Origin of the sequence: Pseudarthrobacter equi (genome assembly GCF_900105535.1) — a bacterium.
Classification (GTDB): domain Bacteria; phylum Actinomycetota; class Actinomycetes; order Actinomycetales; family Micrococcaceae; genus Arthrobacter; species Arthrobacter equi.
Genome location: NZ_LT629779.1, coordinates 3,885,919 through 3,901,345, shown reverse-complemented (window position 1 = coordinate 3,901,345; position 15,427 = coordinate 3,885,919). Strand labels below are relative to the sequence as shown.

Below are 15,427 nucleotides of genomic sequence, written 5' to 3'. Positions count from 1 at the left end.
TTTCGACGGCACATCGTGGATCGGCCCAGGCCGGTTCCGTGCCGCCATGCTAAGGAGAGCAGAATGAATCAGCCCAGCTACGGCCAGAAAACCGGCCCCGCCACGGAAACGGGTGCCGGCCAGGCCGGCGCCGCCGGGGCAGGCCAGCAGGCCGCGCCTCAAGGCGCCGGGACGCCTTTCCGCCTCGCCAAGGATTCCAACCAGGCAGTGCTTGGCCCCTTCACGGTGCGGGACCTGACGGTCTTCGTGGCCACCATCGTCCTGTTCGTTGCTTCGCTGCTGCCCATCTTCGGCGCACGCTACAACCTGTGGAACCTGAACAACCTCTTCTTCCTGGGCCTCGGCATCCTGTTGCCGCTGATTGTCAGTGCACTGTTCGCTGCCCGCCGGTTGGCGCCCGCCACGAAGATCCGCGTGGGCTCCCTCTCCGTTGACCAGTTCGCCTCGGTGTCCGCGTGCTTCGCAGTGGCGTTCTTTTTCATCTCCGTTGCCGGGGCCTACGTTCCCAGCCTGCTGGTGGGCCTGATCGGTTCCATCATCCTGTTTGTCGCCACCGTCCTGGGCCGGTTCGTGCCCTATCTCGCCAGCGACTTCCTGGGCCGCGCCGAAGCACCGGCGCACGTTACAGCCCGTGAGTCTGCAGTACCCGCACCGGCGCCCCGAGCCCCGAAGCAGCCCAAGCCTGAAACGGCGGAAAAGCCCGGAACCCACCCTGAAACGGGCTCCCACCACAAGCACGAAGCCACCCCGAAGTCCCGGCTGGGCGGCAAGCTGTTCGGCGGGGCCGGTGCCGGATCTTCCGCGGTGACCCCCGAATCCTCGCACCAAGCGCCTGAGCCTTCGCAGCACGCACCGGCGGCGGCCACCGTACCGGCGGCACGCCCGTCGGACGCCGTGGCGCCCGCCACCGCTGCCGTTCCCACTGCGGCTCCGGCTCCGGCAGCAACAGCAGGAGCAGCTGCGGGCACTCCCGTATCCACCGCGCCCGAAGCAGCCGACCACGCTCCCGAGGTGGACGCCGGCCCGCCAACCCAGGCCGCCGACGTCGTCCGCCCTGCCGAGGCACCGGCCGCGGAGGAAACGCAGCGCGCCAACGTCCCCGCCGCCTCCGCGGGCCAGCAGACGGCGACGCACGGCGCCGGAGGTTCCCCGGCTGCCCCGGCTCCGCAGCGCACGTGGGAGCCGCCGGCCGCCACCGCTGTGCACCAGCAGGTCCGGGTCGAAGAACCGATCGGCGCCACCGTCGATCCGTCGAGCCACGACGCCGAGGACGAGCACCCCGTCCACGAGGCCTTCTGGTTTGCCGTGGCCCAGCACCGCACCGCGTTCGATCCGCACAGCGGTTCCCCCGCCTTCGTTATTGAGCCCGGCGGCTGGGTCCTGGCCCTGGAAGACCGCGGACACGAGTTCCTGGTGCAGCACACCGACGGACGCCTGGGCGTCCTCCGCGACCTCAGCAACATCGAGCGCGGCTAGCCCCCATGGCCGCGCCGCGGGGCACCGGAAAGGGCGGGCAGGCTGTGTCCGGTGGGCAGGCGGCAGGGATGCCGGTGGTTTCGTCCGAGTCGGCACTGGCCCTGAAGCGGCGTGCCCGGCGGATCAACCGTGCGCTGGCCGAAAAGTACCCGTACGCCCACGCGGAACTGGACTTCACCAACCCGTTTGAGCTGCTGGTGGCCACGGTCCTTTCCGCCCAGACCACCGACGTCACCGTCAACCTGGTCACGCCGGTGCTCTTCGGACGCTACCCGGACGCCCGTGCCATGGCCGAAGCGGACCCGGCCGTGCTTGAGGAAATCCTCAAGCCCACCGGGTTCTTCCGGGCCAAGTCCCGGAACCTGCTGGCCCTGGCCACCCGCCTGGTGGACGAGTACGACGGCGTGGTCCCCGGCCGGATCGAGGACCTGGTCACGCTGCCCGGCGTGGGCCGCAAAACTGCCAACGTGGTGCTGGGCAACGCCTTCGGAATCCCCGGAATCACCGTGGACACCCACTTCGGGCGGCTGGCGCGGCGGTTTAACTGGACGCAGTCGGACGATCCTGTGCAGGTCGAATCGGACGTGGCTGAACTCTTCGAGCCGCGCGACTGGACCATGCTCTCGCACCGGGTGGTATTCCACGGCAGGCGCGTCTGCCACTCCCGGAAGCCGGCCTGCGGCGCCTGCCCGGTGGCCAACTGGTGCCCCAGCTATGGGCTCGGCGAACTGGATCCGGTGAAGGCCGCGAAGCTCCTCAAATATGAGCTCGCGCCGGGCAATGAGGCGTTGCTGGAGCAGCTGCAGGCTGACACGCACCGGGCGGCCGAGATCCGGATGGCGTCGCAGCGGCGGCCCTTGGAGCTCCGGGGAGGACCTGAGAGCGCCGGGGAAAGCCTGTGAGCGCCAGGGAAGACCTGCTGGGGCTGGCGCGGCGTGCGGCGTCCGGTTCCAACACCACCCCGGACCCGCGGTGGGCGGCCCTGACGGTCGACGCGAACCTGGCCCGCCGTGCTGCCGTGCTGATGCTCTTCGGCGCCTTGGACGACGTCCCGGCGGTTTCCGGCAAGCCCCTGGCCCCGGCGGATCTCGACGTGCTGCTGCTGGAACGGGCCCATACGCTCGGGTCGCATCCCGGCCAGGTCGCCTTCCCAGGCGGAAGCCTGGATGCGGGTGAATCCGCCGTGGACGCAGCCCTCCGGGAGGCCGAGGAGGAAACCGGCCTGGACTCGGGCGGCGTTGAAGTCCTGGGTACTCTGCAGCAGCTCGGCCTGGCCCACAGCAACTTCCTGGTGACCCCTGTGCTCGGGTGGTGGGCGTCGCCGTCGCCGGTGCGCGTGGTGGACTATGCAGAATCCGCCCAGGTCTTCCGGATCCCCGTCCGCGATCTGCTGGACCCGGACAACCGGGTCATGGCCACCGTCCACCGGGCCGGGCGTGCGTTCGACAGCCCGGCATTCACGGTGAACGGCGTGGTGGTGTGGGGTTTCACCGGCATCGTGCTCAGTGGCCTCTTCGACCAGCTGGGCTGGTCCGTGCCCTGGGACAGCACCAGGCTGCACCCCATCAGCGTGTAGGTATTAGGGCGGCCGCGCGCGCCATTGAGCGCGGCCACCCGGTTGTTGGGGCCTTTTCAGGCCGTATGGATGGGTCAGGCCTGCTGCTGCCGCAGGTCGACCACGATTCCTGTCGCGGCGTTCTCGCGCATTGCGTTGACGCCGTCCATCAGCTTGTTCAAGGATTTGAAGCTTGGTGAAACGGCAACGATGTTGCCCTCTGCGTCGGTAAGCCGGAGCCGGTAGGACTCGTCTCCTGCCCGGTGAATCTCGAATCTGCCCGCCATGCCGGACCTCCCCTGGTATGCGTCGTCGCATCAGCCCGACCGGTCTGCATCAGTCGCCGTTACAGACTGTAATCCGCGTCACGCGGTGCGTCGAGCTACTGCCCGGTAGGTTACTTTATCCGTCATATGGGTAGGAATCCGGGTTTGACCTGTCCGCGCTGGAGGCTTACTTGGCCAGGTCGTAGGAGTCCACCACAGCGACGCTGACGGGAAATTCCACCGGGATGGGACCGAACAGGAGGTCCTTCGCGGCACCGGCGGCGTCCTCAATCGCCCTGATGCACTCGTCCACCGCGCCGGCCGGGGCGTGCACCATGACTTCGTCGTGGAGGAAGAACACCAGTTCCGGACCGGCACCGCCGGCCCCTGCGCCGGTGCCGTCCGCGCGGAGGGTGCGCAGCCGCCGTCGTAATTCCGCCAGCCAGCATGCCGCCCAGTCCGCAGCCGAGCCCTGGACCACGAAGTTGCGGGTAAACCGGCCCCGGGACCTGGCGATCGACTCGGCACGGCGCTGCTCTTCAGCGGTGACCGAGCGCTGGCTTTGGTACCAGCGCTCCGACGGCGGCGGGCTGCTGCGCCCCAGCCGGGTGGTTACCGTGCCACCGGCCTCGCCTGCCCGGGCGGCCTGTTCCACGAAGTCCACAGCCCGCGGATACGTCCGCGCCAACTGCGGCATGAGGCGGCCGGATTCGCCGGACGTGGCACCGTACATCGCCCCGAGCAGGGCCACCTTGGCTTTCGCGCGGTCACCGCCGAAGCCCTTGGCGGCGATGCCCGCATAGAGATCCTGGTCCCGCGCGGCTTCGGCCATCACCGAATCCCGTGCCAGCGCCACCAGAACCCGCGGCTCCAGTTGCGAGGCGTCGGCCACGATCAGCTTGTAGCCGGGATCCGCGTGCACGGCACCACGGATCTGCCGGGGGATCTGGAGGGCGCCGCCGCCCCGCGAGGCCCAGCGGCCGGACACCACTCCGCCCACCACGTACTCTGGCCGGAACCTCCCGCCCGCCACCCAGGCATCGAGCCACGACCAGCCGTTCGCCGTATGCAGCCGCGACAGTTTCTTGTACTCCAGCAGCGGGCCGATGACCGGGTGCGAAGAGTCCTTCAGCTCCCATTTGCTGGTGCTCTTCACCTCGATGCCGTTGCGGTGCAGGGCGCGGATGAGTTCCTGCGGGGAGTCCGGGTTCAGCATGGGGGAGCCAAGCAGTTGCCGCAGTTCGGCGGCCAGCGCCTCCAGCCGTGCCGGCCGCTGCCCGGCGGGCGGACGCGGGCCAAGGTAGCCGGCCAGGATTTCCTCGTGCAGATCCTCCCGCCACGGCACGCCCGCGTACTGCATCTCGGCGGCGATCATCGCGCCTGCTGATTCAGCTGCCAGCAGCAGCTGCAGGCGGCCGCGCATGCTGCCATCGGTGCCGGCCCCGGCCAGGGCGGACTGCTGTGTGGCGTACTCGGTCCGCAGCTCTTCCGGGGTATGGCGCAGGGGCGGCGCGCTGCCCGGGTCCTCGAACAGGGCGCCCTGGTCCGCCGGGGGAGCAGGGGGAAGCAGCGACTTCGGCGGCAGGACCGGATCGTCCGCTGGGGTCCTGTCCGACGTGCGGGCGTACTCGGTGTGGGCGGTGAACTGCGAAAACGCCAGGATGTTGCCGCAGAGCGTGAGGTCGTAGCAGCGCTCCAGCTCCACGCCGGCCCGCAGCAGCGCCGGGTACCAGTCCTGGGTACGGTGCCAGATCCAACGGGGCGGCGTCGGGCCGCCTTCCAGTTGGCGGACGACGGCGGGAAGGTCGCCAATGCTGACGACGCGGACTTCGGGATTGGCCGGCTGGGGTTCGCCCGCCTGGGTGAGTTCCTGCAGCGCGGCCCCGGAGGGGTGGGCGGCGAGCAGGACATACATGCTCCAATTGTGCACGCTTGGCGGGACGCCTCTGTACGGCGGTTCCCGTCCGCCTTGTCCACGTCGGCTTTATCCACATAGCTGACGGCGCACCTTACCTGCCACCGCACCGGCATGGAGAGTGGCTCCATGAGCAGGCACCAGATACTTCCGCCACCGTCGGGGCAGGGCCCTGCCGGGTCCGCCGGCTACGCCCCAGGCTCGCCGCCGGCTGGTACATCGCGTGCACCCGCCGGCCCGGCGGACGGGGCCGCTGACGCATGGCTGCCGGACGCATCCGGCGAAGTGCTGCTGGTGACGGCGTCGGCTTTCCTCCGCTCGGAGGTGGAACGGATTGTTGCTGCCGCCGGCGGACGCCTGCGCGTGGCCGTGGATGCAGCAGAGGGCGGCCGTCACTGGGACGGGGCGGCGGCGGTGCTGGTGGGCAGTGACATCAGGGAGCTGCCGCCCCGGCGGCGGGCGCCTGCCGTCCTCGTCGGCCTGGACGGCGAGGGGGACAGCCTGTGGCATCTGGCCGCCGCGCTTGGAGCCGAACGCGTGGCCGTGCTCCCGGATGCGGCTGCCTGGCTGGCTGACCATCTAAGCCGGTCACGGTCGCCGGGGCCCGGTGGGCTGGTTCTCGGCTTGACCGGCGGCTGTGGCGGTGCAGGAGCCACCACGGCGGCCATCTGGATTGCGCAGGCAGCGGCGGGCATGGGTGTGCGCGTACTGCTGGTGGATGGCGATCCCTGGGGCGGCGGGCTGGAACTGGCCATCGCCGCCGAGGACTACCCGGGGTTGCGCTGGCCGGACCTGTCCGACGCCCGGGGCAGCATCGATCCCCTCCAGCTGGCCGACTCCCTGCCTGTGTCCGGCGGTTTCTCGTTCCTGTCCTGGCCCGCCAGCCGCGAACAGCCCGATCAGGTGGCAGGGCCAGCTGCCGCCGGTGTCCTGGACGCTGCCCGGCGGGGTTACGAACTCGTGGTGGTGGACATTGGCCGCCGCGCCGAGCCGCTGAAGACGTTCGCCTGGGACTGCGACCGCATCTTTGTGGTGGTTCCGGCCCAGCTGAAGGCCGCCGTGGCCGCGGTGCGGTTGCTGCAGGAATTCCCGCCCGTGGAAGCGTCGGTGCTGATGCGTGGCAAACCGGGGGCCGCCATTGACGGCCCGCTCCTCGCCGACGCCATCGGGCTTCCCGTCCTGGGCCGGGTGCCGGAACTGCGCGGCATGGCTGCCGCAGTGGAATCCGGCAGGCTCCTGGATCTTGGCAGGCGGCGCAGCGTGCGGCGCTTCGCCGGCACGGTGCTCGATTCCCTCGGTGACGGGCTGCCCGTGGGAGAACCGGTATGACCCCGGGCGAAGGGGAGGCATCCAGGGCTGTTGCGGCACCTCCCGATGTTTCCGCGCTGCCGCCACGGTCCCGGCGAAGTGCCCGGATCCTGGAAGGGCAGCGGCGCGGACCCCATCAGGGCGGGACGCCTGCCCGGGGCCGTCCTGTCGATGCGGGCCTCCTGGAATCGGTGCGCGAATCGATGATGGCCGAAGCCGGGGCTGTGACTCCGTCCCGGGTGGCCGCTGCGGTCCAGGCCACCGGAAAGCTGCTCGGAACTGCGGGAGCGCTCGCCGCAGTGGAACGGATCAGCGCGGAACTGAACGGACTGGGTCCCCTGCAGGAGCTCACCCGGGACCCCGCCGTGACGGACATCTTCGCCAATGCCCCGGACTCCGTTTGGGTGGACCGGGGGCGCGGCATCGAGCGTGTGGCGGTGGCATTCGAGGGCGAATCCCAGCTGCGCGCGCTCGCCTGCAGGCTGGTGGCGGCGGGCGGCCGGCGGCTGGATGACGGGTCGCCCTGTGTTGATGTCCGCCTCCCGGGCGGCTACCGTGTCCACGCTGTCCTGCCGCCCGTCTCCACGGCGGGGACCCTGTTGAGTATCCGCATCAGGCGCGAGCACGTTTTCGGCATGGCTGAACTGCAGGAAGGAGGCATGTTCAGCGGGCCGGTCCGGGACGTACTGGAGAACGTAGTGGAGCAGAGGCTGAGCTTCCTGGTCAGCGGCGCCACCGGCTCCGGAAAGACCACCCTGCTGTCAACGCTGCTGGGGCTGTGTGCGGCGGGGGAGCGGTTGGTCCTCATCGAGGACGCCTCGGAACTGAATCCTGTCCACCCGCACATCGTTTCCCTGGAGTCCAGGCACGGAAACCTGGAAGGCGGCGGCGAAGTGGACCTGGGCGAACTGGTACGGCAGGCCCTGCGCATGCGACCCGACAGGCTGGTGGTGGGTGAGTGCCGCGGCGCCGAGGTCCGGGAGCTTCTTACCGCCATGAATACAGGCCACAGCGGCGGAGGCGGCACCATCCACGCCAACACAGCGGCCTCGGTTCCGGCCAGGCTCACGGCCCTTGGTGCACTGGCAGGGTTGAGCCCGGACGGTGTGCGGCTGCAGGCAGCCAGTGCGTTGGACGTGGCCATCCACGTCGAACTGACACCCCGGGGACGCGAGGTCACGTGCATCGGTGTTTTCGTCGATTCGCCGGAGGGGCTGACTGTGGTGCCGGCCCTGGAAACTGCGGCCGGTGTCGCAGGACCCGCGTGGCCGGCGCTGGCCGCGCGACTCGGCATGGACCCGGAGGACATCCGGTGATTGTCCTGCTGGCGCTTGCCCTGTCCCTGGCGGCGCTGCTGCTGCTCAAGCCGCCCCGGGGTGCTGCCGCGCGGCTGCACCGTGCCGCGGGCCGGCCGCCAGCCCGGGCATCCGGTCTGATGGGCAGGCCCGCCTCCAGGCGATTCACCCGCCGTAAGAAACTGGGATCGGGAAAGAACGCCACTGTGGGGACACCCCTTACCGTCCTGGTGCAGCAGCTGGCTGCACTGCTGAAAGGAGGCCGGACACTTGCCAGGCTGTGGGACGAACTCTGGATCGTTTATGGAACGGACGGCCCGCAACCATCTGCGGGGGATGCTGCTGCCGGTCCGGCCAAGGGAGGGCTGTCGGACGGTTCCCTTGCCGTGCTGGCTGCAGCACGCGGTGCCGCGGCGCGTGGCACACCGGTGTCGGCGGCCATCAGGCGGGCGCTGCCGGAGGTGTTTCCAGGCGGGCACCGGGAGGCAAGGATCTGGTCCGAGCTGGCAGCCTGCTTCGATATCGCCGAGGCCAGCGGATGCCCCCTCGCTGATGTGCTCACCCGCTTTGCGGCCCAGCTCGAGGTGGAGGCCGACGCGGACGCGGCGCGCCAGACTGCCCTGGCCGGTCCAAAAGCCACGGTCTCGCTGCTGACCTGGCTGCCGTTGATGGGCCTTGGGCTCGGGATGGCACTGGGCGTTGACCCGCTTGCCATGCTGTTGGGTACGCCCCTTGGCCTGGCTGCCTTGCTGGGCGGCGTGGCCCTGACCGTTGCCGGCAGGCTCTGGTCCTCGCGCCTGGTGGCAACTGCCGCGGGAACCGGGAAGCTGTGACGGGCACCGGCATCGCAGCATTGGGGCTGTTCGCCGTCCTTGCCGCCGCAGCGTTCCTGGCCTGCGCCGGACGAGGCAGGGCCCGGACACGGCTCCGCACCCTCGAATTACATGACCCGGGCCCGGGGCATACGCCAATAATCCCGGAACCCCGCAACCGGGCCGGACCCGGCCTTGCCGACACCGCCATGATGCTCGAACTTGTAGCGGCCATGCTCGACGCCGGTTCCAGCATCGGCCGCGCCTTGGAACTGGTCTCCATGTCCGCCTCGGCGAAGTACAGCGAATCACTGCGGCCGGTGGTTTCAGCCCTGGCCATCGGTGCCGATTGGGAAACGGCCTGGCGCAGCTCCGCCGTCCGCCGGCCCGACATCCTCGAGTTGCGGGATGCACTGGGCTTCGCTGCGCTGACCGGCGCGCCGTCGTCGGCCATCCTCTACGCCCAGGCGGCCAGGCTCCGCCGGGAACGCTTCCGGGCCGCCGAAAAGCGTGCCGCGTCGCTGGGCGTCAAGCTCGTCATTCCGCTGGGACTGTGTTCGCTCCCCGCCTTCATCTGCCTCGGCGTCGTCCCCGTACTGCTGGCCCTGGTGCCTTCAGGCTCCTGACCGGGGGCTCCTGACCGCAGCAGCGGGGCTCCAGCGGCCCCGGGCAGGAGCCCGCTGTCCAGTCCTCCACAGCGGCTGGCCGCCACTGCTTATCCACTTACCGAAACAGGGACCTTACCGGCCGCCGCCCGCGCCGGAAGAGTCATCACCAGCCGGAAGAACCTCCGGCGCTACGGAAGGAAAAACCACATGTCCACGAATCACCACCGTCACACCTTTGCCGGCACGTCCGCGCTCGCCGCCCGGCCCGCTCCCGCAGGCCGCAGCGCCGGCGGGCCACAGTCCATCGGCCGCGCACGGGACAGCACCCTGCCGGCAAACGTCGTGGAGCTGCGGCCCGGGGCCGGTACGTCCCGCCGCCGGCGGCGCTCCGTCCGGCTGATGGGGTCGGAAGCCGGAATGGCCACCGCCGAGTACGCCATCGCCACCCTCGCCGCGGTCGGATTCGCGGGCCTTCTGGTCTTCATCCTCCGCAGCGATGAAGTCCGGGGTTTCCTGCTGAACCTGATCCGTACGGCACTGGCGTTGCCGTGACAGCTGCGCCGGCCGCGCGGGGAGCCGCTCCGCGGCGGGCGAATAGTTCAGCTGCGTGCCGGGGTGCGGTCACAGCCGAGTTCGCCGTCACCCTTCCCGTCGTGGTGGCCTTGTTGGCCATGCTCCTGGCTGGAGCCGCCGCCGGTGTCACCCAGCTGCGGATCGAGGAGGGGGCGCGGTCCGGCGCCAGGGCCCTGGCCAGGGGCGAAGACCCTGCCACCGTGGCGCAGACCGTCCGCACCCTCGCGGGTGGAACAGCAGCCGCCACGGTGGCAGCCGAGGGCGAATGGTTCAACGTCACCGTGACGGACCGCGTGGGAGGCCCGCTGGGAACATCCATCCCGTGGACCCTCACTGCCCGGGCGTCCACCCGAGCGGAGCGCACGGCCGGTGCGCCAGCAGGGAGCAGCGGCCTCACCGACGGAAAGGGGAACAGGTGACAGCGGGCCGCCCGGGTCAACGCCGTGGTCAGCAAGCCCGTCCTGGCCCCGATCACCGGGAACGGGGATCAGGCACCGTTCTCGCGGCCGGGCTGGCGTTGGTGGTCCTGATGGCAGCCGTGCTGGTGATGCTCCTGGCCCAGTCAGCGGTGCAGGCCAGCCGTGCGGCGTCGGCCGCGGACCTGGCAGCGCTCGCAGGGGCCGACGCCCTGCGCGGAATCTCGGCAGGCGAGCCCTGCACCGTGGCCAACGACGTCGCGTCCCGGCACGCGGCACGGGTCCTCAGCTGCGTAAAGGGCCCCGGGTTGACCCTCGAGGTCAGGACGGAACTGCACGAACGATCGATGCTGGGCGCGGCCACCGGGCGAGCTCGTGCCGGACCGCCGCCCTAGGCTGCCTGCGGCGACGGCAGGGAACCTAGGTGAGCCGGGATCCTGTGTCCGGCTGTTCAACCGGCGCGGACTCTGTGGCGTCCTTCAGCAGGACGCCCAGCAGGGTGATGGCGGCTGCCTTGTCCAGCGGGTTGTTCTTGTTGCCGCATTTGGGTGACTGGACGCAGGACGGGCACCCGGACTCGCACTCGCAGGCTTCGATGGCGGCACGGGTGGCCGCCAGCCACACCTTGGCCTTCTCGAAACCGCGCTCAGCAAATCCGGCGCCGCCGGGGTGCCCGTCGTACACGAAGATGGTGGGCACCCCGGTGTCTGCGTGCAGGGCCGTCGACACACCGCCGATGTCCCAGCGGTCGCTGGACGCCACCAGCGGCAGCAGGCCTATCGCGGCGTGTTCGGCAGCATGCAGGGCCCCGGGGAACTGGGCCTCGATGAGACCGGCGGCGGTGAGGGAGCGGTTGTCCACCACGAACCAGACCGCCTTCGTGAACAGGTCCCTTGCCCCGAGTTCGAGCGGCTCCTCGCCCAGGATTTCATTGGAGACCAGGGCCTTGCGCTGGAAGGAGACAACCTGGGTGGTCACCTTCACGTCACCGAAGTGGACAGTGATGTCGCCCCACTGCATGGTCCGCTGTGTTTCCAGCACCTCAATCTGGGTGACGTCCCGGGCCGTGGTGTAGTAATCGGGGTTGGCCCGGCGGACCACCACGCAGTGGTCCTCCTCATTCAGGTCTTCCACCACATAGCTGTCGCCCTGGTGGATGTACACGGCCCCGTTGTGAGCCTGGTAGTGGGTCTGGGGGGAGTCCATGGTGCCCAGCAGCGAGCCGGTGTCCGCGTCCACGATGCTGACGGGACCGCCGCCGTCGGCCCTTAAGTTGACCATGGCTGCGGCGCTCTGGGGGTGCGTCCAGAACCAGCCGGCCGGGCGCCGGCGCAGGTACCCCTGCGCGACCAGCCGGTCCAGCAACCCCTCGGCGGTGGCGCCGAACAGGCCCAGCTCGCCCGGACCGAGGGGAAGCTCGGCTGCGGCAGCGCAGAGGTGCGGACCCAGTACATAGGGGTTGGCGGGGTCGAAGACCGTGGCTTCCACCGATACATCAAAAATAGCCTCGGGGTGGTTCACCAAAAAGGTGTCCAGGGGATCGTCGCTGGCCACAAAGGCCGCAATGGCATCCTGCCCGGCCCGGCCGGCACGGCCAATCTGCTGGAACAGCGACGCCCTGGTCCCCGGCCAGCCCGCCACCAGAACGGCGTCCAGCCCGGATATGTCGATGCCCAGTTCCAGCGCCGACGTGCTGGAAACCCCCAGCAGCTGGCCTGACCGCAGGGCCTTCTCCACTGCCCGGCGTTCCTCCGGCAGGTAGCCGGACCGGTAGGCGGCCACCCGCTGCGGCAGGCTGGGATCCACCTCGTCCAGCAGGCGTTTGGTGATGGTCGAAATGGTTTCGGCTCCGCGCCGCGACTTGATGAACGCGATGGTCCGGACCTGGGCCGAGACGAGGTTGGCCAGCAGGTCCGCGGTTTCGGCCACAGCGGTCCGCCGCTCCTTCGCCCCGTTTTCACCGCGCAACTCGGTCAGCGCAGGCTCCCAGAACGCCACAGTGGTGGAACCGTGGGGCGAGGCGTCCCGGGAAACGGCCTTGACCGGTGCACCGATCAGCCGGGAGAAGGACGTGTCAGGGTCAGACGCCGTGGCGGATGCGGCAATGAACACCGGCTCAGGGAAGGAACTGCCGGCCCCGTAGTAGGCGCAGATCCGGCGGAGCCGCCGCAGCAGGTTGGCCACATGGGAGCCGAACACGCCGCGGTAGCTGTGGGCCTCGTCCACGATGACGTACCGGAGGCGGCGGAAGAATCCCGCCCACCATGCATGGTTGGGCAGGATGCCGAAGTGCAGCATGTCGGGGTTGGCGAGGATGAAGTTGGCGTGGTCGCGGATCCAGCGCCGGGACGCGGGGTCCGTGTCGCCGTCGTAGGTTTCGGCCCTGACAGTGGGCAGCCTGAGCGCACGGATGGCGTTGTGCTGGTCCGCGGCCAGGGCCTTGGTGGGGGAGAGGTACAGGGTGACCGCTCCGTCGTCGTGGATCTTCCCGGGCTCGGCCAGCACCCGCAGCTCGGACCGGTGGATGGCGTCCAGCGCCGGCAACTGGTAGGCGAGCGACTTTCCCGACGCCGTTCCGGTGGCCACCACCACGTGGCCGCCGCCATGGGCGATGTCTGCCGCCTCCACCTGGTGCCGATACGGTTCGCCGATCCCCAGCGAGCCGTAGGCCGCCACCAGGTCCGGGTGCACCCAGTCCGGCCACGGCTCATGGACCGCGGCGCGCGCGGGAATGGTCCGGACATGACGCAGCTGCTCCGGGTCCGGGCCGCGGCCCAGCAACGGGATCAGGGAGTCATGGGGATTCACCCCAACATTGTTTCACCCGGCACGGACACCGCCGGCCGGGTTCGCCATCGGGGTAACGGACCTGCGTGCAGATCGGCGGCGGAGTCAGCTCAGGGACAGGTCCGAACCGTCGTGCGACGCCGAGAGCATCAGCACCTGCGAAACAGTGCTCCACCCCAAGTGGGAGTACAGCTTCTGGCCGTCGATGGAGGCCAGCAGCAGCCCCGTCTGCACGTCGTGTTCGAAGGCCTGCGCTGCCAGGGCCCGCATGATGAAGCTGCCCAGTCCGCGGCGCTGGAACGCCGGCTCGGTGATGATTTTGTCGAAGACCGCCGTCTCGCCCACCACGAACACCCTGCCGCTGGCGGCAAGCGCCTCACCGGACTTGACCTCGGCATAGTGCACGCCGTGGTGGGTGGACGTGGTCAGGGACAGGTCGTCGTCGGAGAGCCAGGGGTCCTCGGCATCCTGCGTTTCCATGTCCACGATCATCATGGTCTGGGAACCGGAGGTGACGTTCAGCCCGTGCCTGGCCGCCAGCGCCGTGTAGCGGGGAATGTCATTGGTGAGGATGGTCAGGACCCGCGGCGCGGCTTCCGCAGTCCTGGCGGCCAGCTCACCAAATTCCTGGTCAGTGGGGTCGGCGGCGAAGTATTCCCATTCCCCGCTGGTGTCGGACCGGAGGGCGGCGGGGAAGCGGCCCTCGGTTGATGTCTGGTACCCGCGGCAGCCGGCCCAGCCCGCCACCCACACTTCAAGAAGGCCAGTGATGTCTTCAATCAACGTTTCCGGACTCATGGCATGAAGACTATGCCAGCCCGATCACAAGCAACAGGGTGCGCCCCAGAGCTTATGCAATTCGTGATGGAGCGGACGCGGACACGGCCCGTGGAAAGACGGATACCCTTAAATACGTGGCTTTGAACCGAATCGTCCTTTTTTACGGCTTTACCCCCATCCCGGATCCCGACGCAGTGCGGCTCTGGCAGCGTGCCCTCTGCGAGAAGCTCGGCCTGACCGGCAGGATCATCATCTCCAAGGACGGCATCAACGCCACCGTGGGCGGCGAGATCGGCGCGGTCAAGCAGTACGTCAAGACCACCCGCGAATACAAGGGCTTCCACGGCATCGACGTGAAATGGTCCGACGGCGGCGCGGAGGACTTCCCCCGGCTGAGCGTCAAGGTCCGCGACGAAATTGTCTCCTTCGGCGCGCCCGGCGAGCTCACCGTGGACGCCGGCGGCGTGGTGGGAGGCGGAACACACCTGAAGCCGGAGGAACTGCACGAACTGGTGGAAGCCCGGAAGCAGTCCGGCGAAGAAGTGGTCTTCTTTGACGGCCGCAACGCCTTCGAGGCCCAGATCGGCAGGTTCAAGGACGCCGTGGTGCCGGATGTGGCCACCACGCATGACTTCATCAAGGAACTGGATTCCGGCAAATACGACGCCCTGAAGGACAAACCGGTGGTCACCTACTGCACCGGTGGAATCCGCTGCGAAGTCCTGTCCAGCCTCATGGTCAACCGCGGCTTCACGGAGGTCTACCAGCTCGACGGCGGGATTGTCCGCTACGGCGAGGCCTTCAAGGACCAGGGCCTGTGGGAGGGCTCGCTGTACGTCTTCGATAAACGCATGCACCTCGAATTCAGCGACGACGCCAAAACCATCGGTGAATGCGTCCGCTGCAAGGCGCCCACCAGCAAGTTCGAGAACTGCTCCAATCCCAGCTGCCGCACCCTCACGCTGTACTGCGCGGACTGCGCCGCCAGCCCGGAAACCCTCCGCTGCCCCGGGGGCTGCGCGGCCTGACCGGCCGCACCACCAAAGTCCGCCGGCTTACAACTTGCGGAGCCGGAACGCGTAGTTCGCTCCCGTCCTGGCCTCCACCGTGACGGTCAGCGCAGTCGGCGCCGAAAGGTAGATGACGTTCTCACGGTTGATGCCGCAGCGCAGGCCCAAATCCACCAGGGTCAGGGTATCGCTGCGGACGGTGAAGTTCACTCGGCGCTGGCTCCGACATGCAAGTGTCAACGCGTAGGTTCCTGTTCCCAGGGCGGGCGAGGAGTCGGACCGCATTTCGCCGGCAGCCAGCACGCCGGCGCCGATGTGGACGGCGGGCTGCGGAGCCTCCGGGAGCGTGCGGGCCACCCACCCGTCCAGCTCATCCTGGCCCACGGGGTCGCGCGTCAGCGGGTCCCTGGTGAAGAGGGGACCGGGGTCGGCGGTCGCTTCGGCCCCCGCCGACGCGGCGTAGCTCCGGCCGTCGTCGTACGTGTATTCGCAGCCGCCCAGCGCCAGGCCGGCCGCCAGCACAACGCCAACGACGGCGCCGGCCGGCTTCCGCGCTGGCGTCGCCCGTGCTGTCGCTCGTGCTGTCGCTTCGCGAGGTACTCCCACGGGACGGGGCACGGAGAATC

At 69.4% G+C, this 15,427-nt stretch carries 16 protein-coding genes; 11 read left to right on the top strand and 5 right to left on the bottom strand.

The window, feature by feature from the left end; translation table 11 throughout:
• Positions 1–63 precede the first annotated feature (63 nt).
• The 3 genes from BLT71_RS17765 (at position 64) to BLT71_RS17755 (ending at position 3,052) form a co-directional block, all read left to right on the top strand.
• On the top strand, positions 64–1,476 hold the full coding sequence (locus tag BLT71_RS17765) for a hypothetical protein (protein ID WP_091722956.1): 1,413 nt from the start codon (positions 64–66) through the stop codon (positions 1,474–1,476).
• Positions 1,477–1,544: 68 nt separating this feature from the next.
• Positions 1,545–2,378: an endonuclease III gene (gene nth, locus BLT71_RS17760; RefSeq protein WP_091724146.1), complete on the top strand. Its 834-nt coding sequence runs from the start codon at positions 1,545–1,547 to the stop codon at positions 2,376–2,378.
• Positions 2,375–3,052, top strand: a complete 678-nt coding sequence (locus BLT71_RS17755) for an NUDIX hydrolase (protein ID WP_091722953.1) — start codon at positions 2,375–2,377, stop codon at positions 3,050–3,052. Before nth ends, BLT71_RS17755 begins: the two co-directional genes overlap by 4 nt.
• 74 nt (positions 3,053–3,126) lie before the next feature.
• On the opposite strand, the gene BLT71_RS17750 is transcribed toward BLT71_RS17755, so the two are convergent.
• Together BLT71_RS17750 and BLT71_RS17745 are read right to left on the bottom strand one after the other, a co-directional pair.
• Positions 3,127–3,318 carry a YegP family protein gene (locus BLT71_RS17750; RefSeq protein WP_056078207.1) on the bottom strand — a complete coding sequence of 64 codons (192 nt, stop codon included), beginning with the start codon at positions 3,316–3,318 and terminating at the stop codon, positions 3,127–3,129.
• Positions 3,319–3,484: 166 nt separating this feature from the next.
• Positions 3,485–5,212, bottom strand: a complete 1,728-nt coding sequence (locus tag BLT71_RS17745) for a bifunctional 3'-5' exonuclease/DNA polymerase (protein WP_091722951.1) — start codon at positions 5,210–5,212, stop codon at positions 3,485–3,487.
• Positions 5,213–5,341: 129 nt separating this feature from the next.
• Between BLT71_RS17745 and ssd the strand changes: the two genes are divergently transcribed.
• The 7 genes from ssd to BLT71_RS17710 all read left to right on the top strand — a co-directional run bounded on the left by ssd (position 5,342) and on the right by BLT71_RS17710 (position 10,619).
• A complete protein-coding gene (ssd, locus tag BLT71_RS17740) occupies positions 5,342–6,541 on the top strand; it encodes a septum site-determining protein Ssd (protein WP_231994351.1) in 1,200 nt (399 codons plus the stop codon).
• On the top strand, positions 6,538–7,836 hold the full coding sequence (locus BLT71_RS17735) for a TadA family conjugal transfer-associated ATPase (RefSeq protein WP_231994350.1): 1,299 nt from the start codon (positions 6,538–6,540) through the stop codon (positions 7,834–7,836). Before ssd ends, BLT71_RS17735 begins: the two co-directional genes overlap by 4 nt.
• Complete coding sequence (locus tag BLT71_RS17730; RefSeq protein ID WP_091722948.1) at positions 7,833–8,648, top strand: type II secretion system F family protein; 816 nt, start codon at positions 7,833–7,835, stop codon at positions 8,646–8,648. The genes BLT71_RS17735 and BLT71_RS17730 overlap by 4 nt, the downstream gene beginning before the upstream one ends.
• A complete protein-coding gene (locus tag BLT71_RS17725; protein ID WP_091722946.1) occupies positions 8,645–9,253 on the top strand; it encodes a type II secretion system F family protein in 609 nt (202 codons plus the stop codon). The genes BLT71_RS17730 and BLT71_RS17725 overlap by 4 nt, the downstream gene beginning before the upstream one ends.
• A 189-nt stretch (positions 9,254–9,442) precedes the next feature.
• Entirely contained in the window at positions 9,443–9,787 is a 345-nt protein-coding gene (locus BLT71_RS17720; RefSeq protein WP_091722943.1) for a DUF4244 domain-containing protein, read from the top strand.
• Positions 9,784–10,227: a TadE family type IV pilus minor pilin gene (locus tag BLT71_RS17715; RefSeq protein ID WP_231994349.1), complete on the top strand. Its 444-nt coding sequence runs from the start codon at positions 9,784–9,786 to the stop codon at positions 10,225–10,227. The genes BLT71_RS17720 and BLT71_RS17715 overlap by 4 nt, the downstream gene beginning before the upstream one ends.
• Positions 10,131–10,619 (top strand): Rv3654c family TadE-like protein, encoded by a 489-nt coding sequence (locus tag BLT71_RS17710; RefSeq protein WP_322788296.1) that lies wholly within the window; start codon positions 10,131–10,133, stop codon positions 10,617–10,619. The genes BLT71_RS17715 and BLT71_RS17710 overlap by 97 nt, the downstream gene beginning before the upstream one ends.
• Positions 10,620–10,644: 25 nt before the next feature.
• Here the strand turns inward: BLT71_RS17710 and BLT71_RS17705 are convergent, their stop codons facing one another.
• Positions 10,645–13,032: a DEAD/DEAH box helicase gene (locus BLT71_RS17705; protein WP_091722938.1), complete on the bottom strand. Its 2,388-nt coding sequence runs from the start codon at positions 13,030–13,032 to the stop codon at positions 10,645–10,647.
• An 84-nt stretch (positions 13,033–13,116) separates the two neighbouring features.
• Entirely contained in the window at positions 13,117–13,809 is a 693-nt protein-coding gene (locus BLT71_RS17700) for a GNAT family N-acetyltransferase (protein WP_091722935.1), read from the bottom strand.
• A gap of 116 nt (positions 13,810–13,925) precedes the next feature.
• Here BLT71_RS17700 and trhO point away from each other — a divergent pair, with 116 nt between their 5' ends.
• Positions 13,926–14,819, top strand: a complete 894-nt coding sequence (trhO, locus tag BLT71_RS17695) for an oxygen-dependent tRNA uridine(34) hydroxylase TrhO (RefSeq protein ID WP_091722932.1) — start codon at positions 13,926–13,928, stop codon at positions 14,817–14,819.
• Positions 14,820–14,846: 27 nt separating this feature from the next.
• Here trhO and BLT71_RS17690 read toward each other — a convergent pair whose 3' ends face one another.
• A complete protein-coding gene (locus BLT71_RS17690) occupies positions 14,847–15,419 on the bottom strand; it encodes a hypothetical protein (protein WP_091722929.1) in 573 nt (190 codons plus the stop codon).
• Positions 15,420–15,427 lie beyond the last annotated feature (8 nt).